The organism is Candidatus Tiamatella incendiivivens (assembly GCA_015522635.1).
Classification (GTDB): domain Archaea; phylum Thermoproteota; class Thermoprotei_A; order Sulfolobales; family Acidilobaceae; genus Tiamatella; species Tiamatella incendiivivens.
The window spans coordinates 31,999-54,066 of record WALW01000008.1 but is presented as its reverse complement, the minus strand read 5'-3'; the positions used below and the strand labels follow the sequence as shown (position 1 = coordinate 54,066).

The window sequence follows — 22,068 nt, the reverse complement described above, 5'->3', positions numbered from 1 at the left end:
CGGCCTCCCAAGCCGGGGGTCCCGGGTTCAAATCCCGGCGGCCGCACCATTACAGGTGCCATTCCGCTATTAGTAACACCTAATGTATTATGATGCGTCTGCCTCCGTGACTGGAAAACAGAGGCGAAGCTTCTCTCAAAATCGGATAGTTATGAGTGCGCAGCTGGGGATTGTGTTATGCGTTTCTTTTGGTGGATTTTGAGTGTTGTGGAACGATCTGCAGCCAAGGTATTCGCTCGAAGTCCTCGTCTAGGGTTGCGATTGTGCTTATGCCATAGTGCTTGCAAGTTGCTGCTATCAGTGCGTCATTAGGGAGTAGTCCGTATTTGACTGCTGTTTCGCTGGCTTCTCTCATTACCTCCAGGGTTATGGGGAGGTATACGAGCCTATCTTCCTTGTGGAGCTCGTTCAGGAATGATTGGAGTATAGTGTAACCTTGTAGTATGTCCTTGTCGAGCATTGTGGTCCTGGATTTCATGTTGTAAAATTTGTATTCCCCGTATTTCTCGCTGTATAGTAGTTTTAGGAGGTTGAATGATACCTCACTGAAAACTATAGAGTTTACTGCTAATCTTGATGTATCTTCTATGATATCTCTAGCTCGAGGATCCCCAGTAAGATAGTGGAGTATCACGCTACTGTCTAGGAATACGACCTCTTTCCGAGAGGTGCTCATAATAGTCCTCCTCCTTTACGGGCTCAGAATCCTTTGCCTTTATTATACCGAAGAACCTCCATATCCCCCTTCCACTGGGCGGATTCTTCACCTCCAAAACGATCTCCTCCCCCTCCCGGAACTCTATCGGCTCCAGTGGCTTGAGTATTCCCTTCTCATATCTAACCCTGATTACCTTGGACATCTTCTAGCCACCATCTATATATTGGGTATACCGGGTCAATTAGCCTTTCCCTGCAGAGAGCTTCTAGGTCATCCGCATCAGCATTCTCGGTAATATTTACTGCTGAACAGTTATTCGTTTCTCCTTGGGAACATAGTTTATAAATCCTTAGCCTCCCAAGCCAATGGTCCCGGATCCCAAAATCCCGGCGGTCGCACCATTGGATATGTTTTGGCATCATACAGCCAAGTATTCTTTATGTTTAGTAAACACCGAGTTAAGTGAGGAATTTAGTTCTCTCTTATTACCAATAGGTCTGTAATTCTGTGTTTAATGTTATTTTATTGATTCAATTCTATCGTTATAAATTATCGTTGTTTTCCCATGGAAATCGCGAATATTATCCAGTGTATATGCCAAGCGTTCTATCATTGTTTCAGGTTTGGCTGGGTGGATTCTAAGTACTATTATTCCAGGATGAGACCCGGGAGGGTAGCGTATCTCGTCTGCGAAATCACTGTCTCTTGTGACTAGTATTAAGTCCTTCCTTCTCGCGATTCCTACCACGATCCTGTCGTCGGCATCGCTTGGAACGTATTCAACGTCATACCCGTTGGATTCCAAGTACTTGAATACACTGCGGGGAACGTTCTCGTCAAGCAGGAATCGGTATGACACTCCTTTCCCTCCTCAACAGCTCAGCAGCAAGCCCAATGGCCTCGTATATCATCTCCCTTGAAAGTTGGGGGTATTCCTTGAGTACATCCTCAATGCTCATCCCGGCAGAAAGCATCTCCAGTATGTCGGAGACGAGTATCCGGGTTCCTTTGAATACTGGTTTGCCGTGGGACACATTGGGATCCACAGTTATCCACTTAAACCTGTGCTCCACTCCTCAACACACCATAGAAATTTAATATAATGTCTAAACCTTAACTTTTTATGTCATAAAACGCTGAGGGAAGCAATGTATCAAAATATCTCTATGTGGACTATATTTCCCATAGTACTCAATGAGTACTCCTGGAATTGTTCCCAGTTTGAATTCAGGGTGGAGCGGGGTTACTGTCACTACTTTCTCTTTCCTGCTGTACTTGGTTAGTACGACATGGCTTCCCCGCCGCTTCCTTACCTTGAATCCGAATTTCCTGGTTAATATTCTAATTACTTCACGTCCTGACAGTCTTGGGAGCTTTTGCGGTAACCTCCATCACCCCAACAATGCTCCTCTCCAGTGTGCTCAGCTTGTCAAATGCCTCTGGCGCCTCCTCCAGATCTTACAGGGGAACCTATTTCCTTCAGCATCACGGCTGGCTCTGTCTTCGTCGACAAGGCTTCCCATATAATACTGTCCTAGGATTAGGAAATATCTTAACCGGGGAGTTAGTAGAAAAAAGATTTATGAGTTTTAGATGGATTCTAGTATTTTCGTTTGAGTATAACCGCCATCAATACTATGGCGAGTCCTATAGTGAGTATGATACCTGTGGTGGAGTAGCTTATGCTGGGTGGTGGCCTAGTGGTTATTGTTCTGTGGGTTACAGTGAATGTCATTAGGGCGAGCTTAGGGGGTTGCCCGCTGTGGAATACTATGTAGACTGGGACGTCGCTGTACTCGGGGCCTGCCTTGTCCCTTATCCACTTAACCATGTTATAGACCTGCGTCTTATTCGGCTTCGGGCCCCAGAAGTCTATGACTACACTCCCATATACTCCTGTCCCAACCAACAAGTACATCCTGTCAGGGTTCTCCCTGATATTCTCCGCTAACCGCTGCAGGTAGACTGGAGGGTTACCTGTATAATTACCGTCAACCAACTCCTCGAATACATGGTTTAACACTTCTGCCGCCTTGGACAGTCTGGTGAAGGGGGTACCTGATAATTCTCTCACTACTATAAGCGTGGTATAGCCGTGCTCCAGTAGCAGAGGCTTGAGGGCCTTGGCTATAGGCATTGACGCCTCTAGGGGATCCTTGTCCGGGTTCACAACCACTTCAACTGTACTGTAGTCCCGGTGGATCACCACGGGGTAATCCACGCCTACAGGTTCCCCGGTCACATTCCGGTTTTCCAAGTATCCAGCGACAGGGCCGATGGCCTTGGAGAGAACCGTGGAGTTGATCGGAGTCGTGTTACCAGCCATGTTCAAGCCCGGGATAACCCGGGGTCCAAGTGTGGCGTAGTCGTTGGATGTATTGAAGTCCACATAGTTCAGCCCCTTATACCGTATAACCAAATCCGGAGTCCGGGGATCCACCAGGACAACCCTAAGACCACCAAGCCAATACTCACTATAATGCGGCACCTGTCCCCCGATAGCGGCCGACGGGTAAGCAACTATAGCAAGTACTATAGCTGACAGTAAAATCAGCCCGGATAAACTCCTCAACACTAAGTTGTTCTCCATGGAAGTCACCCCGTGTAAATCTTGACTCCTATGTCATCTGTGATCCTGAATATGGGTACTACTAGAGTTGCATTTTCATTGTCCGTGGAAACGATAGCTACAACTATCCCTAAACCATAATAACCGTTACTGCCCTGTGTATATACTATTCCCCCGCTATCACCATGATCAACATGGTTGGTTATATAGAATCCTGATATTTTTGAGTTGATATAATCGTAAAGCGCACCATTAAATGTTGTGATTACTCCTGTGGTTAAACCAAGCCTCTCAGCCTCCTTCTGCAGGGAAGACACGAGGATCTTGGCACTGGCAGGATGCTTACGAATATAATCAACCAGCAGTTGAACCAGCTTATCCACGGGAAGATCTAGCTTAGAGTATTTAACATAGTTAGAGAAGAACACCGGCTCAGCCTTCAAGACAGCGTCATCGGGGAGAACCTCCAATAGTCTGGCAACAACCCTGCTGGGAACTGGTCTCTTCATATTCAATAATTGATAATAGAAGCTCCTGCTAACACCCAGGCTCGCCTTGGTAGAGGAGTACTCCGTTCTCGGCTAACTCGACGCTACCGCCTAGAGCGTCGATGAGCCTCCCGCCCCCGGGGAGGGGCTGGTTGAGGTATAGGTCTATCCTCCCCTGGAGGTACCTGCGGGCCACCTCTAGTAGGCCTTGTTTCCCGAGGATCCCTGCGGCTTCCCTAGATACACCCGGGTCTTCATCGTCCCTGAGGGCGCCTCGGATCCAGGCTAGGAGGCCTCTGCGGCTCATCGCATGTATAATTGAGTTGTATATTGCTGTGTCCACCTGGCTGGGAGGCAAGCAGGCTCACTGTACAGTGTGTTATTGGGGGTTGTATAATAATAACATTACTCGCATAGGGGGTTTAAACCCGTTAATCTTGCATGTTTTGTTTTAGTTCTCCTAGTTTGTCTTTGGCTGCCTCGTGTTCTTCGAGCAGGTAGTATGCTTCTATTCCGGCTTTCCCGGAGTTTTCAGCCATTAGTCTATCGTTTGATACGAGTATGCTTCCCGTGAGTATTGCAGTAGCTATATAATACGTGTCGACTGCCCTGGGGTGTATTTGGTCTGCCACGTATTCTGCAAGGTTGATTATTTCATTTTCTCCAACCAAGTTCAATTTCTCCGTAATTTCCAGTAATTCTTTCCGTTCGCCTTTGTAGCCGAGTCTACGGGCCACTGCTACCAGTTCTACTCTGAGTATTCTGGGTGCATATATTGGTAGTCCTTCAACTGCCTTGAGGAAGTCTATGGATTTCTGATACCTTTCAGCGTTACTGCTGAATAAGGAGTCTATAAACACGCTGGCGTCGACTACAATCATCTCCTCAGTTCCCCGAGAACTTTTACAGGATTCTCTGTTTTAGGCGTGTTTTTCCTCATCTCATTTACCAAGTCTGCTATGCCGGTGGGGAGCTTCTTCTCTATGATAATAGACACTATCTCTCCTTCGTTTAAGTTAAGCTCGTCCAAGGGCTTCAAAACTCCCCCAGTGTATTTAGCTCTTATCACTCGGGACAAAACAATTCCCCAATTATTAACACGCACTGAAAGCAAATAATTGTTACCTAGGAAGAACACTCTAAAACAAACCAGCCGATGATGACTAAATAATTTTATGTATGCTCGAAGAGTACTCATATACTACCGATCACTGTAACGAGATCCCTGATCACAAAGTCATATCTGTTTTAAGTTAATATTTCAGAAGGGTTCCTGTCCCATTTATACTCGTTTTTCAGTGTGTTTTTATACCTCGGCATCCCTCCCCTTCGAACTCTACAGACCCTTAATCTGGCCTGCTTTACTATACTTTGTGTTCCGCTGTCTATGTATTTAGTCTTCCTGTGAAAGGTCACCCTCAGTTGTGAGAAAAAAATAAGGGGTCTAAACCTATTTTAATAGATATGGATAAGTAACTCCAAGGTGAACCATGTTGAAGTCCAAGAGTAAATACGGCTTAATGGCAGTATCATTGCTAGTGATACTGGTATTAGTAGCCACCTTGCGGTTTATGCCCATGGTGAACGCTAATAGAACCAGTGCCAGTTTAGCCTACCCGGTGAAGGGTAAGGTAGTGTGGATGACTAAGGGTATTGTGAAAGTAATAATCAACGGCCGCGAGTACACCCTGAAGATGTACTCTGGTGTGCCCATGGAGCATTCCAACGGGGAATTCTTCCTCATTGTGGCAGGAGATGTCTCACAGAATGTGCACAATGCTAGAAGTGTGCAAGTCTATACTGCGAGTAAACCGGCAGGCTCCAATCTGAATAAAATAACAGTGATAGAACCCTGACCTTATGCATCATATTTTAAACTCTGTTTTATATTTTACTATATGGATCAGGTTTTAAAGGAAAAATTATAAACGGGAAAGTTTGAACCTAGGCTCCCCCAAATCTATGCATGATTATTTGAAGCTGTTTAGGCTATAAGTTAGAGCTAGCGGAGCTAGAGGAGCTGATTACCCTATCAAGAGAGGTACCTAGGCAGAGCAACATAAAAGCTAGTGTAATAGTAAAGATTGACTACGTACACCACATCAAGTCCGAAACGAACCACATCACCCAATCAACTACTAAAAAGATAACTATGACGTCAAAAACAGAGATATTATTAAACAATTAATACTAAGACGAACTTTAACTATTCTATTCTCCTGTCATCTTCGTAATCTTAGTGAGCAGGTATTTTAAGGTGGTATAAGTTTTAATTAAAATGCAGTTATATACAATTATTCGTTTGATTAAAGCTTTTCGTTTAGTTTAAGGATTAGTTCACAGTAAGAAGGGGTCTTAGTTGCCCTGTTATGAGTGATACCAGGTGTTATTCCACTTGGCAGGTTAGGATTATTCATTGCATTGAGACTGGCGACTATTTCAGAGTATACCTCCTGTACTGATTGTATGAATGCACTGACATTATTATTGGTGTTGATTATTGATATTGAAATGCTCTTTCCCTGGGAAAGTGGGATATAACCGTATATAACGACTTTCAATGATGTTTCTGTTAATTTATTGTGTTGAGCGTACATTAGGTTAGTTGATGGTGAGGGGATGCTTGATTCGGAGTGGGTGATTAATCTCATTATATCTCCCGATGCTCCTATTAGGACGAATGGATCTTTGTTATTGAAGGATGATCCCATTAGTTCTTGTGCAGTATCTGGTTCAACGTATCGTAGGTCTATGATTGTTATGTGCTGATTATTACTTGAGGCTTGACCGGGGTTAACGGTAATGTGTTTGAAGGAGTGGATTATTCTGTAATCATATCCTATATAATAGATTGGAATACTGTTGTTCAATATCCCTGTTGTCTTGGTCACGGTAGTTCTGGCTTCTGCTAGAGGGGTAGTATTAGATAGGGGAATTATTAGTAGCGCTAGCATTAGTCCAGCAGCTATAACCAGGTAGATCTTATGGCTAGTTTCCAACTGTCACCACCTCTCACTAGTTAATTGGTGTATACACGTTCACTTGATTTGTATACGACGGGCATATATTCTTAAAATACCTTACTCCTGGATATTCAAGGTTACTTTGGAAAGCATAATAATTATGGATACTCTATCCAATAGGACTGATACATAAATACTAATCCAGAAGAGAGTTGACAGGTATTACTTTACAGTCTGGGGGTGGGTTGAAATAACCTATGAAGAAATGAAAGAGAGGTTACAGTAAAATAAATAGGAATGTGATGTGCTGATCCGGTATCAATACCATATGACTAGTCGTTATAGATGCTCTGGTTTTATAGTAAAATACGCTGTGTGCGTTATCTTGTTATTAAAATTGCTATCTAATGAAACCTCCTTTACAACACGGTATTTCCTCGGCTGTGCATCGTCAAGGTTTATCATCCCCTTATAATTGTACCTCCTAAATATAGTTGTAGCAGTACTTCTGGACGGTATTTTGATGTCAGGTTTTCACAGGCTTCCCAATGACCATTATTGTAAATCTCCACATAGTAATTGCCTACTCCTGTTTAGATATTTCTGAGCCCTAGATTCCAGAGGGTGACTACTGCCTTTTCTCCTTGATTATATGTTTCCTTGTCAGTGCTTGGAAAGATAAGTGAACTGCTGAAGATGTACTGAAGCATACTGACAACTAAAATTACAATTATAATTATGGTTATTATTTCATGCTTCTTTTCCGATATATGTCTCATATCAGAATGTTTCTGCCTTTTATTAATATCCTACGTCGAAATAAAGCCCTCTGCGGTTTCAGGGAGTTTACTATTTTTCTCCTACTGCATATACTTGGACTATTGTTTTTGTTTCATACAAAATCTCCTTCGTGTAACCGAGAAGTCACAGGTATTATTAATTATTTTATGGATTTATTATTTCTAGGTTAGTGATATTATATAGGCGATCGATTGTCTAATTATTTTAGCATTATTAGCTATATTTCAAGTCGGTGGATTCTCATTGCCGTACGCTACAGTAAATGGGATAAAATTATATTATGAAGTTCACGGTGAGGGTTTTCCTCTAGTAATGATCATGGGTTTGGGGGCTGACTCTAATTGGTGGCCGCTGAGGATAATCAAGGAGTTCTCGAAAGATTATAGTGTCGTTGTATTAGACAACCGCGGGGCTGGAAGGAGCGATAAGCCTGACAGTAAGTACACAATCGACCTTATGGCAGATGACGTGTTGGGGCTTATGGATTACTTAGGAATAAGGAAAGCACATATCCTGGGTGTTTCTATGGGTGGGATGATCGCACAGTCACTTGCCATCCGTTACCCTGAGGTTGTCGGGAAACTTGTTTTATGTGTAACCTCTACAGGTGGACCGGAGGCTGTTCCTCCAACGCCGGAAGCTATGAAGCAACTACTCTTGGACAGGTCTAGTGTACAGGTTGAGGTTCTTGCTGAGATGTTGATAGAGACTCTTCTGACAAAGGAATACGTAGAGGAACACCGGGAGGAATTGAAGTCATATATTAAGAGGGCACTGCAATACCCCATGCCTGCCCATGCCTATAATAGGCAGCTAGAGGCTATCTTAGAGTTCAATGCCTATGATAAACTGGATAAGATCAGGGCATCTACACTGGTTATCTCAGGAGGAAAGGATATCATAATTCCTCCAGATAATGGTAGGCTCCTGGCGAAGAAAATACCTAACTCTAGGCTAGTTATATTCGAGAATTCGGGTCATGGTTTGATACTTCAAGAGCTTGATAGGTTTGTTAGTGTAGTGATGCAGTTTCTCCAGAGCGGCTCTTAGGAGCCTAGTTATTATACCTACTTTCTTTTCCATATCCTTCGATTTCTACTTCACTCCAGGTATTATACCTACTATTCCTAGTCTACTAACCTGCTAGTGTTTAGAATATGTCTTTGCATTATGTGTGGTTTCGGAGTTGTTTAATATTCCAATATAGCGGTATAATTCTTCTCGGTGTATGGGGCGTTTGGAGCACCGTATTAGGCTGAGATATTCAACTATTATAAACTACTCTTCAATGATATACCGAATGCTTGTAGCTATAGGTTTCACTGTTATAGTGGCTAGAAAACTTCATGTATCAGAGTACGGTTTATGGGGGATTATTCTATCAGCATCCCTAATGCTCTCTACCCCAGTAGTATTATGGTCGACATGGGCTCCTAGATTCACAGCTAGAGGTTGGAAAGAGGCGGGTTTAACCGGTCTTATCCTAACTATACTCTACTGGATTCCGGGAGGAATAATCTATTTACTCGTTTCAGTCATAGAGGAGAAAATCCTAGGCTGGGGCTTCAGTTATATGTTACTTGGATTACCATTAATGTTTTTCCAAACTCTGGATTCTTTTCTACTAACAATGGCAGCTGTATTAAAACCGGAGCTCAGGGCTTACCGTAACTTCATCTATGAGACCCTTAGAATAATTCTGGTCTATTTCTTCGTGGTTTATCTAGATTTGAGGTTGGGCGGTGTTATAATATCAGTTGCTCTTGCCTTGTTTGTCGCTCTTTCATATACATGGTCTAGGCTATATGCAATGGAAGTTTTCAGCAAACGGTTTTCATTACACCTGGCTATTGATTGGTTGAAAGCTTGGTATCTCCCTACTACTACGTTGCTGAACTCTTTCTTAAAATCAGGTTTAAGGGCGGTTGTTTCATGGGTTACTGGTAGCGAAGTTCCTGTGGCTTATTTGAACGTTGGATTCTCTGCTGAAGCACCACTCTTACAGGCTTCGGGAGCCGGGACTTCTGCACTGTATGCTAGAACGCTTAGGGAGAAGAAAGGACAGGATCTTGAGGAAACACTGAGGCTGTTCATGTTTTTTATAGGTTATATGCTTCCCGTATTCCTCGTTTTATCTAAGGCTATTGCAACGCTCTATAATCCTGTTTATATTGAAGCATATATTGTGATTTCAACAGTCTCCATATACGCTGTTCTAAATGGGCTTTCACTCATATATAATGCAGTTCTCCGTGGTATTGAGGCAGTTGACATGTATGGCATGCCGGATTATAAGACACTCCTATCGTCCTATTTGTTCAAGGCTCCGTTCTCTCGTCTAATAGTAAACATTCTAGCCTATATGATATTCATACCTTTACTCTTCTATTACCGCTCCAACCCCCTAATGGCTGCAGAAGCAGTAGTAATAGCACTATTAGTTTCGACTGTACCTTTGCTAGCCTACTATGCAAAAAGAACAACTGCTGAGGTAGCATACGAGTTCCCAGTTAGAGAAGCAGCGGCTGTTTCAATAGGGTCTATAGTAGTGTCTCTTTACTTTATCATTGTAGGTGCTTACAAGATAGTAGTAACTCACTTCTGGAGTCAATTCCCTATATTAGTAGTACACCTAACGATAGGTCTTATCCTCTATCTAGCTGTCTTGTACTTGATTAACCCGTGGATACGCAAGCTTTTCCATGATGCACGCGTTTTTATCGGCTTTAGCTTTAGGAACCCTCTGATAACGAAACTCCGTGAAGAATGATCATGGCTATAAACGTGTAAATCGATTATTTAACCGAGGTTACCATCTATGGGAGAGGAATTTTTTAGGTTGAAGCGCCTTCTTCTCGGGAATATCATCAACGGGTTCCCGAGGTTTTGTCTGGAGAGATGGCAGAGTACGCATGAAACGGCAGCCCGCATATTACTTAGTGAGAGCGGGTTAGAGCCTCTCTCCATAAGGCAACTTGAAGAGTTAGGCATAGAAATGGGAGATCTAAGACAGTTACCCTTAGGCTACGGTTGGACGCGGGGTAGTCCTGAACTCAGGGAAAGCATCTTATCGCTCTATAAGACGGATTTGAAGATTGATAATGTAGTTGTGGCTAATGGGAGTGCAGAAGCCAACCTTGCTAGTATCATGTCTGCAGTTGCAAGCGGTGATAAGGTTATCCTAGATGTTCCTATGTATATGCAGGTAGCAGGTCTCCTTACATGGATAGACGCAAAGATTATTGAATTATGGCGTGAACCTCCGGATTGGAGGTTCCCCCTTGATAGGGCTATACATTTGATTGAAGATGAGAAGCCTAAACTAGTGTTTGTGACAGACCCTAATAACCCTACAGGAAAATATATGAGGACGCATGAACTTGAGGAGCTGATTGAAACTGCCGAAAGAAACAATGTCAGATTATTTTTCGACGAGGTCTACTGGGGCTCTGAGCAAAATGATCATAGGCCAAGCGCCATAGAACTAGGAAACACAGAAACTGTTTCAATAGTCCATGGCTTATCAAAAGTCTATGGACTACCCGGCCTTAGGATAGGCTGGATTATCACGGACAAAAGCCACGCAGAAAGAGCATGGAGTGTAAAAGACTACACCAGCATAGCACCATCAATCATCAGCGACTATATAACAAGTAAGCTATTATCCAGTAATGAAGCTGTAGAAGCTCTGAGAACCCGTGCAAAACGGATAGTAGAAGAGAATGTAAAAACCCTAAAAACCACAATAGAACAGCTGGAAGAGATGATCACTCCATACTGGCCCGAAGCAGGCGCTTTCCAGCTACTCAAGGTCAAAGAAAAAGACTCACTAGAACTTTCAGCGCAATTATACTATCAACATGGTATACTAGTGAATCCCGGTGAGTGCTTCAAGCTTCCTGGATACCTTAGAATAGGTCTAGGAGGGGACCCCTTAAGGTTTAGGGAGGAATTAGGAGGCCTAGTGGAGGCATTATCAACTCTCCTTTAACCACCACATAACTCGCTTGCAACCTCATTAAACCCTCTCTCGAGCAGTCTTAAGTAAAACCTAGTGTCTAAGCCACCATTAAAGTCTCTAGGATTTACCGGAACTCCCCTCCTGACGAGAATATATTCAGCAGCTTGGCTTGCACCCTCCTTGGAAGATGAGATTATCTTCTTGTTGAAACTCCACTCATGATTCCCTATCCTCCTCCTAATGACCAGGTCCCTAGCAGATAAACGCCTCTCTCTCACTCTATTCTTGTAAGCATTGTAAACAGACCTCATCTCTCCGCATAGCTCCTCTAATACCTTAGGATCACATGTATTCCTCAGCAATCCAAGCAGGTCTTTCTGGAACTCGCGTACTAGAACAGGTGTATCTCTCCTAATGGCAAGCAATCCTTTGATTTTAAATTCTCCATCGCTTAATAACCCGAAATACTTGTTCGCTGCACCGCTCCCGCTCTCAGTCCTAGGTATAACGAGCCACTTGTAAACAGACTCGCATCGAGACCGGAACCCAGTCTCTCTGGAAACAGTCTCAGCGAACTCCAAGCATTTCCCGGTACTGGTATCTCTTCCTGTAAGGATGAAGAGGCTATCAACTAGGACATGTATAACCTTGTAACCCATTTTCTCCACTATCTCCCTTGACCTCATCATTATACTCCTGCTAGCGCTAGTCACGGACTCGTGAGCCATTATGGAGCCGAAGAGGCTGTTCCTATACCCGAGGTACCCGAAGCTCGCTACGAGTATCCATTTAACTGCACTCCTCCTCTCCTCTAGAACACTTCTCAGACCAGGATCAATGGCATTCTCGGTTAATTCCTTATACTGGTCTTTCCTAGGTATGAGGACATCCATAACACTGGGAACAATCCCCCTTCTCTCCCTGCAAACCTTGTGATCAGAGCCAGGCGGTTCAATAGTATCCCTGCAATCCGGGTCGTCCACTGTTTCGCCTGATATATTGTAACGGGATATTATACTAGGGTATAAACTGTTGAAGTCTATCTGGACAACACCCCAATAAACCCCGGGCTGCGGAGAATATATGGACCCGCCTCTATCGTATTCAGCCAACCCTATAAGACTACGGAAAGGCTCAAGCCTACCATAACCCCTTACTGCAAGATACTTTCTCCTACGTGCCTCAAACGCTTCTATGGTGGTTAGTATCTTACCTATACTGGAGCGAGCCGCCTCTCTCAACGGTATCCTACTAAGCCTAGCCCACTCTATCAACCTGTCGAATCCGGTGAGCATACTATCAGTCTCAACCCATAGAGCATTAATAGAGTCTATACGGGGATCAGCCTCCTGTACCCTAAGCCTAACATCTAAAGGTGAGGCAATTATATGCACCTGATACTCCTCAAGCAAATCTGCCAATGATTCGCTATGTGCTAACTGAATCATCGTACCCGGTAACTTTACACTGTACTTACCATTGTCTGAATCGTATTCTAGGAAGGCTATTCTAAGCGGCGGTGATTCATAATCCAGTTTACTAGGATCATCCATCATCAAGGGTCTACCGTTTTCCACGAATAACCTGTGGAAAGGATGGTACCTAGATGACCATAACGCCTCTACTAATGGGTCAGGATAGTCATTAACTATTCTACCAGCATTTCTCTGCCTCGTTATAGTGGCTACTCTCCTGTAGTCCTTGAGGCTCTCTACAGTGAAGATAACTATCCCCGTCTCTTGCCTGTAGTGGGGAGGTAGCCTCCAGTCTTCAACCCTGGCTTTCCCTACTAGCCCAGAGTACTCCAGATCCTCTGCTAGTAGATCCGGGTCAACATTATTGTTAGGTAATATGTACCCCTTATACTCCAGGTCTACTTTCCTCTTTTCCAGCCTCCCATTTTCCCATAGAATATAGAGTAATGCCCCTGTCTCCCAGGGCTCCGCGTCTATCACCCAGAAATGCATGTCTACATTCACCAATGGCAATTCTACGTATAAGATGGACTAGTATGAGTTCAATCGGGTCAATAGGACCATTAGAGTGCGTGTATAGTGAGATTGTTTCATCAATATCATCGAACAGTCTTCTGGCTCTCTCCGCCTCGCATTCAGGTAGGAGGTTTAGAATGGATTCAATCCTGGATAACTGTCTTTTCACAGTTACCCTGAGCGAAGGTGTTGTACGGCCCAACAGTCTATCCCATTTATTTGATTATTATGATAAGGGGGACGGTTGGATGTAAGTGTTCTCATCTTTTCCATATTACGTTATACGTACTATAATATGAAAAGGAGGTTGACTTGGCATTTAGGGGGAAATTCGTAGATAGAGAGACAGAGCTATCCATACTAAACAAGGAATGGAAAGAACCAAGATCCATTGATACAGTTTTAGATAAAACGAATATAGTCCTAGTATTATCCGGGCCATCTGCATCATTCTTCGAGAAGGAGCTTCTTAGATATAAAGCACCACTCCACGGTAGAAGGACCAGTCAAATACACTTATATCCAATGAGGCTTCTAGAAGCCCGGCGGTTTCTGGCCTAAAATGGATTCAATAGAAGCCACAAAGTCATATAGTATTGTTGGCGGTACACCGGCCTATCTCCTTCATACAATTAACGTCAAGAATTCAATAGATGTAATACAAGTAGTACTAATCCCGGGGGATCCATACTACTAGAAGAGGCAGAAAACCTGTTGAGGCAGGAAATGAGGGAACCTAGAAGCTATGCTTCCATCTTAAAGGCAGTTGCAACCGGTAGAACGGGAATGTCTGAAATATCGAGTGCAAGAGGCATAGACCATAGAATAGTTTCGAAGTATATTTCAGCCTTACTTTCTTTACTACTACAAATACATTACGACACTCAGAAACCTAGTAGAAACGGGTTATCGGGGAAAAGCTGTGGAAGAAGCAGTAAAAAAACAGGATATACATACCTCACAGGTCTTCGAACAAATAGTACAAACAATAATACCGGGATCTCCATGCGATAGGATACATAAAGACACTACCATTCCAAGTAGGATCATGGTGGTACAAGCAATACGAAATAGACATAATAATACGTGAACCAGGAATTACGACTACGTTCATAGAAGCTAAGTGGAGAGGCATGACCACCTGGTGAAGCTGAAACTATCCTTAGAGAACCCAAGCAAAGGCAACAAAAACAGGATTGCAGTCACCAACGAATTATTATGTACTAGTGGCAAGGTCTGTAGAGAATGATGTCAAGCCGAAGATAAAACTAGAAGACTATAGGACTCTAATAGACTATAGCAAAACAATACCGGTCATAAAGAAAAAACTAGCAAACATTAAAGGACTATAATCTATCTAGAACCAAGCCGATAAGGGTTGATAAACGCCTTTTCCATAGAAAACTTCTTCCGACCTAAAGGATACTGCTCCGCCAACAGGTTTAGACGGGTGCTTGATAATGCGAGCCCCAATCTTCCCTCCTCTAATCCTATCAACTCTAATTATGACATGGACACTATGATGGTGATAATTACCACCCTCAGGCATCCACACACCCATATGGGATACATTGTTGAACATGAAAACCCTAATATTTTTCAGTGAAAGCTCTCTGGCCAAGCCGGTGACCTCTGTTGCACTGGAGTAACCCTTGAAGCCGCGGGGCATATGAAAGTACGGATAACCAATTACTACGCTATCATAACCCTTTGAATCCCATGCCTCTCGGAGCAACTTGATAGTATCAGAGAAACGGAACCCTCTGCCTACATCTATCTTTAGGGAATCCCCGTTTAGAATACGGGTAAGCCTCATAACAGTGTAGGGGTCTAGGCCCCCGAAATCCTTATTCAATAAAACTAGAACTCTGCCGAACTTACTCCTATATGCTGTAACATAATGCAGTAGGCTACTGACTATTCTTCTGTCACCATAGAATTCTAGGATCCAGTAGTTAGGGATTGAACCTATAAGCTTGTCAAGTATATAGATTCCTATAAGCCCCAATTCGAGGACCCGTTAATAAGGGTCTATTCATTATTGTAAGAGGGGGTTAACTGGAAGTGAAAGATTCAGCGTCCCAGTTAAAGGCGGGTTCAGTAAACATAGTAAGAAAGTTCGTCTTCCAAGGTTAATGTTTTATAAAATTAATTTCATATATATAACTCAAAACTAAAATACTATTAATGATAAATTATCACATTAGGTGATAAACAATGAAGAACCTCCGTGAAATAGTGGAGAAAGCTCATGGTATTGAAACACAAGCAGCTTATGACTATACATTCGGTCTCTCAAGACTCCAGGCATTAGGATACTCGTACAAAGAGCTCCAAGATTCTCTCAAAACAATAGCTGTTGAAACGATTATACACAAACACCTAATGGAGGGCCTCCTCAACGCAGTAAAGGAACTGGAGAAAATGGATCAGACAATAGCCTCCCTAGAGGAAAGGGAGGGTATAAAGCCAGAGGGGGTATCTCCTCAGACAAAAGCACTTGTGAAACGATTTGCTGAAAGACACCTAGAAATCGAGAGAGATATGGTTGAGACGTACGCTAAGCTAGCAGAGGAGGCAGATCATCCTGTAATTAGAGAACTTGCTAGACAGCTCGAAGAAAACGAGAAACAGCACCATCAGAGGTTTATGGAAATGATAAGTAAATTATAATCTAGTTAACCCGCTCCTCTACCTTTTTATATATTCAAACCAGAATCAATTCTTCCTTCTCCTTAATTTTCAACTACCTATTGATGATATTGTGTAGCTTCATGTAGTATTTGTCTACATCTACTTTTCTTTTACCTTGATGTATTTCTTTCCGCCATGCTTCCAGGAAGAAGTTCTCTAGTTCATAGTATTCTGCTGCTGTAAGGATTAGCTTACTCTTCTTGCCGGCTAGATCATATATTGGCTTTATCTTTTCCTTGAAGTTGATGTCTCTCACGATGTGATGGTCTAATATAATTGTTTTGGCCTTAGTGTTCATGACAAAGTCTCCGAGCGTGCCTAAGCTCTTCTCGAAGGATTTCTGACTCATTCTCCATCCCAAAAATATAGTGGGGTAGCCATCTATTACCGCTATATCAGGGTTAGCCCTCACAGCCCATTCTAATGCAGCTGGATCAGCAAGGTTCTGTGCATCGCTACCAAATAGGAATTTCTCATTGTTCTCCCTGTCTTCTATGAGTATCATTACCACTGTACCCACTTTACTTTTCACCTCACCATGCCATACAGCTGGCGAGACTTTTACCTGCAATCCATTGAAATCGAAGTTTTTACCGTCTCCCCATTCAAGTTTATCAGCTATGTCTTTTACCTTAGATTCGAATAGTTTTCCACGCCGTTTACCGGAATAGTTTATGTTCTCCTTGATGTTCTTCGCTATTACAGTTTTTCCTGTAAAACAAGTCTCGTACATCTCGTCGTCTTCTGGGAAGGGATGATGATCATAATGGTAGTGTGTAACTAATACTATGTCGGCTATATCGCATTGCGAGATGATCTCATTCCTAGCTAGCTCTAGGGCATGGAACTCCTCTTCTGTTGGAGGTAAACCGTATCGTTTTGGACCTAAAGCGACTCCAGGATCGATCAGGATGTTATGCTGGCCTAGTTTAACGAGGGTGGATTGGCTTCGAACGCCGAATGAGTCAAATGCGAGAGGTTTTATAATCAATTTAATTCACCCTGTAGTCAATATCAGTGTTACAGATCTACAATTGATAATTTATGGTAGATATAGATGATAAGTTTATCCTGGAATAATCTAGGCTACTTTTCCATTTCTCAGGATATACGTTAACTGTTTTACAGCCCATTCAGGAAGATCGAAGGTTTTAACTTGCTTAACCACATTTTCAATGTCATATTTAATTCTACCTAAAATAAATCTATCCCCCTGGCTACCCTTCTCAATAACTAGGTATGCGGCTCTACTATCGCCATCCCTAGGTTGGCCAACGCTCCCAGGATTAATGAGTAACATGTTTTTGTAATGCATGGATCCCTGATAGTGGGTATGGCCGTGCACAAGGGTGTTTTCCCCATTATCTCGGAAACCGAGTCCTTGTAGAGAATCCTCAAGCAATGTTTTACCTGTATAATAGTATAAGTACCCGTACAATGGATTACTCGGTGACCCATGTACGATATAATAATTTGACCCGTCTAATTCCGTCTCTAACGTTAAAGGTATCTCACTCAACCACTTGAGTTCGTTCTTTGATAATGACTGTAGTGTTATCTTTTCCCTGGTGACGGTACTCAATTCATGGGTAGCTGGACCGCATCCACAGTCAACGTTAAATGCAGCAGCGTGGTCATGGTTTCCTCTGACTATGAATTTCGGCTTCAATTCTTTTATAAGGTCTATTACTCCGCCAGGATCTGGCCCATAGTCTACGAGATCCCCTAGAACCCATAGCTCATCAAATTCGTTTCGTTTTATAACCTCTTTCAATGCGATACTGTTTCCATGTATATCTGAGATAACTAGAACCTTCAAATAACTTTCCCCTGTGCAGTAGAATAGTATATTGGCAACATTTTATGTTTCACAATGAAGAATTCGAATACAAGGGCTTTCTTCATTGTTAAAGCATTCCGTCCGAATTGATTGCTTTGAAGATGAAAACTAGTCTATTGGTTAAGAATATAATTTGTGTTTCATTCATTACACGTGGTAGTTGCTATTGATGAGGGTAGGGCTTATTGTAAACCCAATAGCTGGGATGGGAGGGTCTGTCGGTCTTAAAGGTACTGATGGGGAAGCATATAGAAGAGCGTTAGAGCTTGGAGCAAAACCCGTTTCCCCGGGGAGGATTAGGTATCTGCTTTCACTTATAAAGAGAAGGGATATTTTCTTCCTCGTAGCTCCTAAGCGTATGGGTGAAAATTACGTTAGGGATACCGATTTTAGGTATGAGGTTGTGGGAAGCGTCGGGGAGGAGACGAGTGCTGAGGATACGAAAAGGATTGCTCGGGAAATCGTAGCTAATGGAATTGATCTCCTAGTTTTCGTTGGAGGGGATGGTACTGCGAGGGATATAGCTGACGCTGTAGATTTAAAGGTTCCAGTATTGGCGATTCCTTCAGGTGTTAAGATGTTTAGCTCGGTATTTGTGCTATCTCCCAATGCAGCTGCTAACATTATAGATTCCTTTAACAAGGAAACTCCGCTAATTGAAAGGGAAGTTATGGATATAGATGAAGAAGCATTCAGGAAGAATAGGTTGGCTGCAAGGCTATATTCCTACCTGAAGGTACCTGGGATTGAACTGCTTCTTCAGGCTGGTAAGGAAGCGTCAAACATAAGTAAATCTGAAGAAGCTCAAAAGAAGGAAATAGCCGAGTATATAGTTGAGAATATTGAGGAAGGGTATGTGTACTTTTTGGGTCCGGGAACCACGCTTAAAGCAATAGCTGATAGGATTGGTGTCAGTAAAACTCTTCTAGGGATAGATGCAGTATACAATGGAAGGCTAGTTGGTAAGGATTTGAATGAGAAAGGTCTTTTAAAATTGATACATACTTATGGGAAGGCAAAGATTATCGTAACCCCCATTGGTGGGAATGGATTCATATTTGGAAGAGCGAGTAAGCAGTTTACTCCTGAAGTTTTGAGAAGAGTTGGAAAAGAGAATATAATAGTTGTGGGAACTAAAGGGAAGGTTCTGAAGCTGAAGTGCTTAAGGGTTGATACAGGAGACGAAGGTGTGGATAGAATGTTAGCTGGGCCAATAAAAGTAGTGACGGGATACAGAGAAGAGGTAGTTATGGAGGTAAGAGTTTGATCAGGCTTGACTTTAACGAGAATCCGCATCCTCCTCCTAGGATAGTAGTTGAGGAGGCTAGGAGAGGGTTAAGTGAAGTCACGAGGTACTGTGAAGTTAAGTATTTAGAGGAATTGAAGCTTCTTATCGGCGAATACACGAATATACCTAGGGATAGAATAATAGTTTCCCCAGGTTCAGATATTATTCTAAGGGAGATCATACACACGTTCTCCGTCAACAGGAAAGTGATAATGCTCAACCCCTCATTTTTCCCAGCTTTAGAGTGCGCTAGAAGGCATTCAAGGAAAATATTGAAGTTCCAAGTTACTCCACCAGATTTCAAGTTAAACGCGGAGATATTGATGAAGGAGATTAAGGAACCGTCACTCGTAATAATAGATAATCCAAATAACCCTACAGGAATGGAATTCCTAAATCATGACTTAGTTATCAAGTTACTAGATAACAAGAACACCATGCTAGTAATAGATGAAGCATACTATGAGTTCTCCAGGAAAACATTCTCAGGCCTTATTAGCAACTATTCTAACCTTGCAATAACTAGAACACTTGACAAGGGGTTCTCCCTAGCTGGATTAAGGATCGGTTTTCTACTTGCAGGAGATATGTTTAAAGAGGGACTCTCAGACTTTGCAACAATTCTTCCAAGACCCTCAGTCTATGCAGCAATAGCAGCTTTAAAGAACAGGGAATATGTAAGAGAAAACGTTGAAAGAATAATTAGTGAAAGAGAAAGGCTGATTAGTGAATTGAAGGAACTTGGAGTGGAAGCTTACCCGTCAGCAACAAATTTCATATTAATAAGAAGTGATATACTTGGGCTTTCGGAGAAGCTGAGGATAAAGGGAATAGCGATAAAGGATTTATCGAGTGAGTGGATACCAGGTTACTATAGGGTTTCAATAGGTCTTCCGGAAGAAAACGATTTTCTGGTAAAAAGCTTAAAAGAACTATTAAATTATGAATCCTAGATTACGTGTAATGGCTTGTGATTCAAATTTTAGTCATGGCATACTGTAATGCAATAATGGATGATGAGAATTGCAGGTCATCATTCAACTATACGTGGAGTATAATTTGTGATTTACATCATTCACTCAGAATTCGAGTCTATTGACTTTATAATGCCATAGATAATATTAATCAGTAATACGGTGTCTAAATTATGCCACTAGCCGGATTAGAACCAGTCAGTCCTGCCTATGGTTTAGATCATTATACCTTGGATAAGCCTTACAGAAACCTATTAAAGTATAACATCAAAGAAGACCCGAACTACAGCGGACTAGGGAAGTATACAGGTAGAGAGGTATATGAAACAGCCTATCGTGTAGATCTACTAAGCCCTCCACTGCTAATCAATTGGGACACACTAGGCGGTAACCCTGATGTAGCACTGCTTGACCCAATGGAGAAGAGAGTTCTCTTAGATCTAGTCCTGAAGTACAAGGTGAATACACATCCATTCGAAGGAAGGTCATGGCACCATCATTACACAGGCCTATACCTAATAGGTGATCCTGGAATCTCATGTATACTAACAATAACAATTCAAACGGCATATGCCCTCTACAAATACGGTGACGAGAAGATACGGGAATACTATAAGCCGCTCTCGGGAATACAGGAACCCCCCATGTGGGGAGCTACATGGTTCACAGAAGTTCAGGGGGGAAGCGATTTAGGTGCAAATACAACTATAGCCAAGAAAGATAATGGTGTATGGAAGCTTAATGGATACAAGTACTTCTCAAGCGGGGCTGGAGTAGCAAGCATGGCATTAACTACAGGAAGACCTGAAGGAGGTAGGATTGGCGCCAAAGGGCTGGGATTATACTTAGTTCCAAGGTTGAGTAGCGACGGAAGACTAAACTATAGGATTAGAAGGCTGAAGTGGAAGAGTGGTACGGTAGCCGTACCAACAGGAGAAGTAGAGTTTATCGACACTGAGGCATACATCGTAGGGGATGTTCAGAAGGGAATATACTATACTATGGAAGACCTGATGGTCAGCCGTCTAGCAAACTCGCATGCTGCTAATGGTATAGCTAGGAAGGCTTACTTGGAAGCCTATGGTTTCGCATCAACGAGATCTGCATTTGGGAAACTAATTAAAGACCACCCCCTCCTAGCTAGAGATCTCCTGGAAATGGAGTTACTAATTGAGGCGGGATTGGCAGTATCGATGAAAGCTATATCTCTATTCGATGAAGCCTGGCATAACGAGCCTCCATACTCAGAGAAGTATCACTACGCGCGGCTTATGACCCACATAGCAAAGAATTATACAGCAGATGTAGCAGCATTCGTCTCAAGGAGAGCTATGGAGATATTTGGTGGAATAGGCTTCCTCCACGAGTTCCCGGTGGAAAGATGGCACAGAGAGGCACTCATAACACCGATATGGGAAGGAACAAGCAATATACAAGCATTAGATATGCTGGAAGCCATGTGGAAGAAGAAAGCTCACCAGCCTCTCCTAGATGATATGGAGGAGTTAACAAGGAACCAGCAGAACCAGAAGTTAGCTGAAGAGGCATATACTAGGCTTGCGAATCTGGTAGGTAGGCTTAGTGGTGATCCAACCCAGGCAGAATGGTTATCCAAGGAGACTTTAACAAAGATGGCTGAGTCCGTAGCCACATTGTTGCTGCTAGACGCGGCTAGACAAACAGGCGATACAGTATTTGAGGATGTAGCTGATTTATACTATTCCTGGGTGGTTAATGGCAAGCTCAACGTCCCGGAAAAGAGGTTGTTGAGTGAAATAGTAAGCCTGAGGGGTAGCCTCGACGAAGTAGATTGGGAGAAAAAAGCTAGAATATGATTAGAT

At 42.8% G+C, this 22,068-nt stretch carries 26 protein-coding genes; 11 read left to right on the top strand and 15 right to left on the bottom strand.

The window, feature by feature from the left end; all coding sequences use genetic code 11:
- Positions 1 to 175: 175 nt before the first annotated feature.
- From F7B60_01985 to F7B60_01945, 9 genes are all read right to left on the bottom strand, one after another.
- The gene (locus F7B60_01985) at positions 176 to 676 is read right to left on the bottom strand and encodes a PIN domain-containing protein (GenBank protein MCE4614290.1); all 501 of its coding nucleotides are present in this window, start codon (positions 674 to 676) and stop codon (positions 176 to 178) included.
- The gene (locus tag F7B60_01980) at positions 636 to 860 is read right to left on the bottom strand and encodes an antitoxin family protein (GenBank protein MCE4614289.1); all 225 of its coding nucleotides are present in this window, start codon (positions 858 to 860) and stop codon (positions 636 to 638) included. The genes F7B60_01985 and F7B60_01980 overlap by 41 nt, the downstream gene beginning before the upstream one ends.
- A 315-nt stretch (positions 861 to 1,175) precedes the next feature.
- Complete coding sequence (locus F7B60_01975) at positions 1,176 to 1,517, bottom strand: DUF5615 family PIN-like protein (GenBank protein ID MCE4614288.1); 342 nt, start codon at positions 1,515 to 1,517, stop codon at positions 1,176 to 1,178.
- Positions 1,495 to 1,731 (bottom strand): DUF433 domain-containing protein, encoded by a 237-nt coding sequence (locus F7B60_01970; protein ID MCE4614287.1) that lies wholly within the window; start codon positions 1,729 to 1,731, stop codon positions 1,495 to 1,497. The genes F7B60_01975 and F7B60_01970 overlap by 23 nt, the downstream gene beginning before the upstream one ends.
- 527 nt (positions 1,732 to 2,258) lie before the next feature.
- A complete protein-coding gene (locus F7B60_01965; protein ID MCE4614286.1) occupies positions 2,259 to 3,248 on the bottom strand; it encodes a hypothetical protein in 990 nt (329 codons plus the stop codon).
- Positions 3,249 to 3,253: 5 nt separating this feature from the next.
- On the bottom strand, positions 3,254 to 3,736 hold the full coding sequence (locus F7B60_01960) for a S1 family peptidase (GenBank protein MCE4614285.1): 483 nt from the start codon (positions 3,734 to 3,736) through the stop codon (positions 3,254 to 3,256).
- Positions 3,737 to 3,764: 28 nt separating this feature from the next.
- Positions 3,765 to 4,073, bottom strand: coding sequence for a hypothetical protein (locus F7B60_01955; GenBank protein ID MCE4614284.1), 309 nt, complete (start codon positions 4,071 to 4,073; stop codon positions 3,765 to 3,767).
- 73 nt (positions 4,074 to 4,146) lie between these two features.
- Positions 4,147 to 4,596: a type II toxin-antitoxin system VapC family toxin gene (locus tag F7B60_01950; GenBank protein ID MCE4614283.1), complete on the bottom strand. Its 450-nt coding sequence runs from the start codon at positions 4,594 to 4,596 to the stop codon at positions 4,147 to 4,149.
- Entirely contained in the window at positions 4,593 to 4,784 is a 192-nt protein-coding gene (locus F7B60_01945; protein MCE4614282.1) for an antitoxin family protein, read from the bottom strand. The genes F7B60_01950 and F7B60_01945 overlap by 4 nt, the downstream gene beginning before the upstream one ends.
- A 424-nt stretch (positions 4,785 to 5,208) precedes the next feature.
- Between F7B60_01945 and F7B60_01940 the strand changes: the two genes are divergently transcribed.
- Positions 5,209 to 5,571, top strand: a complete 363-nt coding sequence (locus F7B60_01940) for a hypothetical protein (protein ID MCE4614281.1) — start codon at positions 5,209 to 5,211, stop codon at positions 5,569 to 5,571.
- Between the two features lie 450 nt (positions 5,572 to 6,021).
- Here the strand turns inward: F7B60_01940 and F7B60_01935 are convergent, their stop codons facing one another.
- On the bottom strand, positions 6,022 to 6,714 hold the full coding sequence (locus F7B60_01935) for a hypothetical protein (GenBank protein ID MCE4614280.1): 693 nt from the start codon (positions 6,712 to 6,714) through the stop codon (positions 6,022 to 6,024).
- Positions 6,715 to 7,722: 1,008 nt separating this feature from the next.
- On the opposite strand from F7B60_01935, the gene F7B60_01930 reads away from it, so the two are divergent.
- The 3 genes from F7B60_01930 to F7B60_01920 all read left to right on the top strand — a co-directional run bounded on the left by F7B60_01930 (position 7,723) and on the right by F7B60_01920 (position 11,470).
- On the top strand, positions 7,723 to 8,529 hold the full coding sequence (locus F7B60_01930; GenBank protein MCE4614279.1) for an alpha/beta hydrolase: 807 nt from the start codon (positions 7,723 to 7,725) through the stop codon (positions 8,527 to 8,529).
- Positions 8,530 to 8,716: 187 nt separating this feature from the next.
- A complete protein-coding gene (locus F7B60_01925) occupies positions 8,717 to 10,249 on the top strand; it encodes a hypothetical protein (protein MCE4614278.1) in 1,533 nt (510 codons plus the stop codon).
- Positions 10,250 to 10,297: 48 nt separating this feature from the next.
- Positions 10,298 to 11,470 (top strand): aminotransferase class I/II-fold pyridoxal phosphate-dependent enzyme, encoded by a 1,173-nt coding sequence (locus tag F7B60_01920; GenBank protein ID MCE4614277.1) that lies wholly within the window; start codon positions 10,298 to 10,300, stop codon positions 11,468 to 11,470.
- Here the strand turns inward: F7B60_01920 and F7B60_01915 are convergent.
- Both F7B60_01915 and F7B60_01910 read right to left on the bottom strand, forming a co-directional pair.
- On the bottom strand, positions 11,467 to 13,407 hold the full coding sequence (locus F7B60_01915) for a hypothetical protein (GenBank protein ID MCE4614276.1): 1,941 nt from the start codon (positions 13,405 to 13,407) through the stop codon (positions 11,467 to 11,469). The genes F7B60_01920 and F7B60_01915 overlap by 4 nt on opposite strands.
- Positions 13,301 to 13,633 (bottom strand): hypothetical protein, encoded by a 333-nt coding sequence (locus F7B60_01910; GenBank protein ID MCE4614275.1) that lies wholly within the window; start codon positions 13,631 to 13,633, stop codon positions 13,301 to 13,303. Before F7B60_01910 ends, F7B60_01915 begins: the two co-directional genes overlap by 107 nt.
- 110 nt (positions 13,634 to 13,743) lie before the next feature.
- Here F7B60_01910 and F7B60_01905 point away from each other — a divergent pair, with 110 nt between their 5' ends.
- The 3 genes from F7B60_01905 to F7B60_01895 all read left to right on the top strand — a co-directional run bounded on the left by F7B60_01905 (position 13,744) and on the right by F7B60_01895 (position 14,783).
- The gene (locus F7B60_01905) at positions 13,744 to 13,992 is read left to right on the top strand and encodes a hypothetical protein (protein ID MCE4614274.1); all 249 of its coding nucleotides are present in this window, start codon (positions 13,744 to 13,746) and stop codon (positions 13,990 to 13,992) included.
- A 153-nt stretch (positions 13,993 to 14,145) separates the two neighbouring features.
- Complete coding sequence (locus F7B60_01900) at positions 14,146 to 14,445, top strand: hypothetical protein (protein MCE4614273.1); 300 nt, start codon at positions 14,146 to 14,148, stop codon at positions 14,443 to 14,445.
- Positions 14,446 to 14,627: 182 nt separating this feature from the next.
- The gene (locus F7B60_01895) at positions 14,628 to 14,783 is read left to right on the top strand and encodes a hypothetical protein (GenBank protein ID MCE4614272.1); all 156 of its coding nucleotides are present in this window, start codon (positions 14,628 to 14,630) and stop codon (positions 14,781 to 14,783) included.
- A 5-nt stretch (positions 14,784 to 14,788) separates the two neighbouring features.
- Here the strand turns inward: F7B60_01895 and F7B60_01890 are convergent, their stop codons facing one another.
- Positions 14,789 to 15,439, bottom strand: a complete 651-nt coding sequence (locus F7B60_01890) for a hypothetical protein (GenBank protein MCE4614271.1) — start codon at positions 15,437 to 15,439, stop codon at positions 14,789 to 14,791.
- A gap of 209 nt (positions 15,440 to 15,648) precedes the next feature.
- Here F7B60_01890 and F7B60_01885 point away from each other — a divergent pair, with 209 nt between their 5' ends.
- Entirely contained in the window at positions 15,649 to 16,104 is a 456-nt protein-coding gene (locus tag F7B60_01885) for a hypothetical protein (GenBank protein ID MCE4614270.1), read from the top strand.
- Between the two features lie 73 nt (positions 16,105 to 16,177).
- Here the strand turns inward: F7B60_01885 and F7B60_01880 are convergent, their stop codons facing one another.
- Together F7B60_01880 and F7B60_01875 are read right to left on the bottom strand one after the other, a co-directional pair.
- On the bottom strand, positions 16,178 to 17,116 hold the full coding sequence (locus F7B60_01880; GenBank protein ID MCE4614269.1) for an MBL fold metallo-hydrolase: 939 nt from the start codon (positions 17,114 to 17,116) through the stop codon (positions 16,178 to 16,180).
- A 90-nt stretch (positions 17,117 to 17,206) separates the two neighbouring features.
- Positions 17,207 to 17,944 carry a metallophosphatase family protein gene (locus F7B60_01875; GenBank protein ID MCE4614268.1) on the bottom strand — a complete coding sequence of 246 codons (738 nt, stop codon included), beginning with the start codon at positions 17,942 to 17,944 and terminating at the stop codon, positions 17,207 to 17,209.
- Positions 17,945 to 18,134: 190 nt separating this feature from the next.
- Here F7B60_01875 and F7B60_01870 point away from each other — a divergent pair, with 190 nt between their 5' ends.
- The 3 genes from F7B60_01870 (at position 18,135) to F7B60_01860 (ending at position 22,062) form a co-directional block, all read left to right on the top strand.
- Positions 18,135 to 19,232, top strand: coding sequence for an ATP-NAD kinase family protein (locus F7B60_01870; GenBank protein MCE4614267.1), 1,098 nt, complete (start codon positions 18,135 to 18,137; stop codon positions 19,230 to 19,232).
- Positions 19,229 to 20,206 carry a histidinol-phosphate aminotransferase family protein gene (locus tag F7B60_01865; GenBank protein MCE4614266.1) on the top strand — a complete coding sequence of 326 codons (978 nt, stop codon included), beginning with the start codon at positions 19,229 to 19,231 and terminating at the stop codon, positions 20,204 to 20,206. The genes F7B60_01870 and F7B60_01865 overlap by 4 nt, the downstream gene beginning before the upstream one ends.
- A 194-nt stretch (positions 20,207 to 20,400) precedes the next feature.
- Entirely contained in the window at positions 20,401 to 22,062 is a 1,662-nt protein-coding gene (locus tag F7B60_01860; GenBank protein ID MCE4614265.1) for an acyl-CoA dehydrogenase family protein, read from the top strand.
- Positions 22,063 to 22,068: the final 6 nt, after the last annotated feature.

Excerpts from the sequence above, each read along its gene's own strand:
- F7B60_01950 (MCE4614283.1), bottom strand. The coding sequence starts at position 4,596 with ATGATTGTAGTCGACGCCAGCGTGTTTATAGACTCCTTATTCAGCAGT.
- F7B60_01885 (MCE4614270.1), top strand. The coding sequence starts at position 15,649 with ATGAAGAACCTCCGTGAAATAGTGGAGAAAGCTCATGGTATTGAAACA.
- F7B60_01985 (MCE4614290.1), bottom strand. The coding sequence starts at position 676 with ATGAGCACCTCTCGGAAAGAGGTCGTATTCCTAGACAGTAGCGTGATA.
- F7B60_01870 (MCE4614267.1), top strand. The coding sequence starts at position 18,135 with ATGAGGGTAGGGCTTATTGTAAACCCAATAGCTGGGATGGGAGGGTCT.
- F7B60_01860 (MCE4614265.1), top strand. The coding sequence starts at position 20,401 with ATGCCACTAGCCGGATTAGAACCAGTCAGTCCTGCCTATGGTTTAGAT.
- F7B60_01920 (MCE4614277.1), top strand. The coding sequence starts at position 10,298 with ATGGGAGAGGAATTTTTTAGGTTGAAGCGCCTTCTTCTCGGGAATATC.
- F7B60_01980 (MCE4614289.1), bottom strand. The coding sequence starts at position 860 with ATGTCCAAGGTAATCAGGGTTAGATATGAGAAGGGAATACTCAAGCCA.
- F7B60_01960 (MCE4614285.1), bottom strand. The coding sequence starts at position 3,736 with ATGAAGAGACCAGTTCCCAGCAGGGTTGTTGCCAGACTATTGGAGGTT.
- F7B60_01915 (MCE4614276.1), bottom strand. The coding sequence starts at position 13,407 with ATGCATTTCTGGGTGATAGACGCGGAGCCCTGGGAGACAGGGGCATTA.
- F7B60_01965 (MCE4614286.1), bottom strand. The coding sequence starts at position 3,248 with ATGGAGAACAACTTAGTGTTGAGGAGTTTATCCGGGCTGATTTTACTG.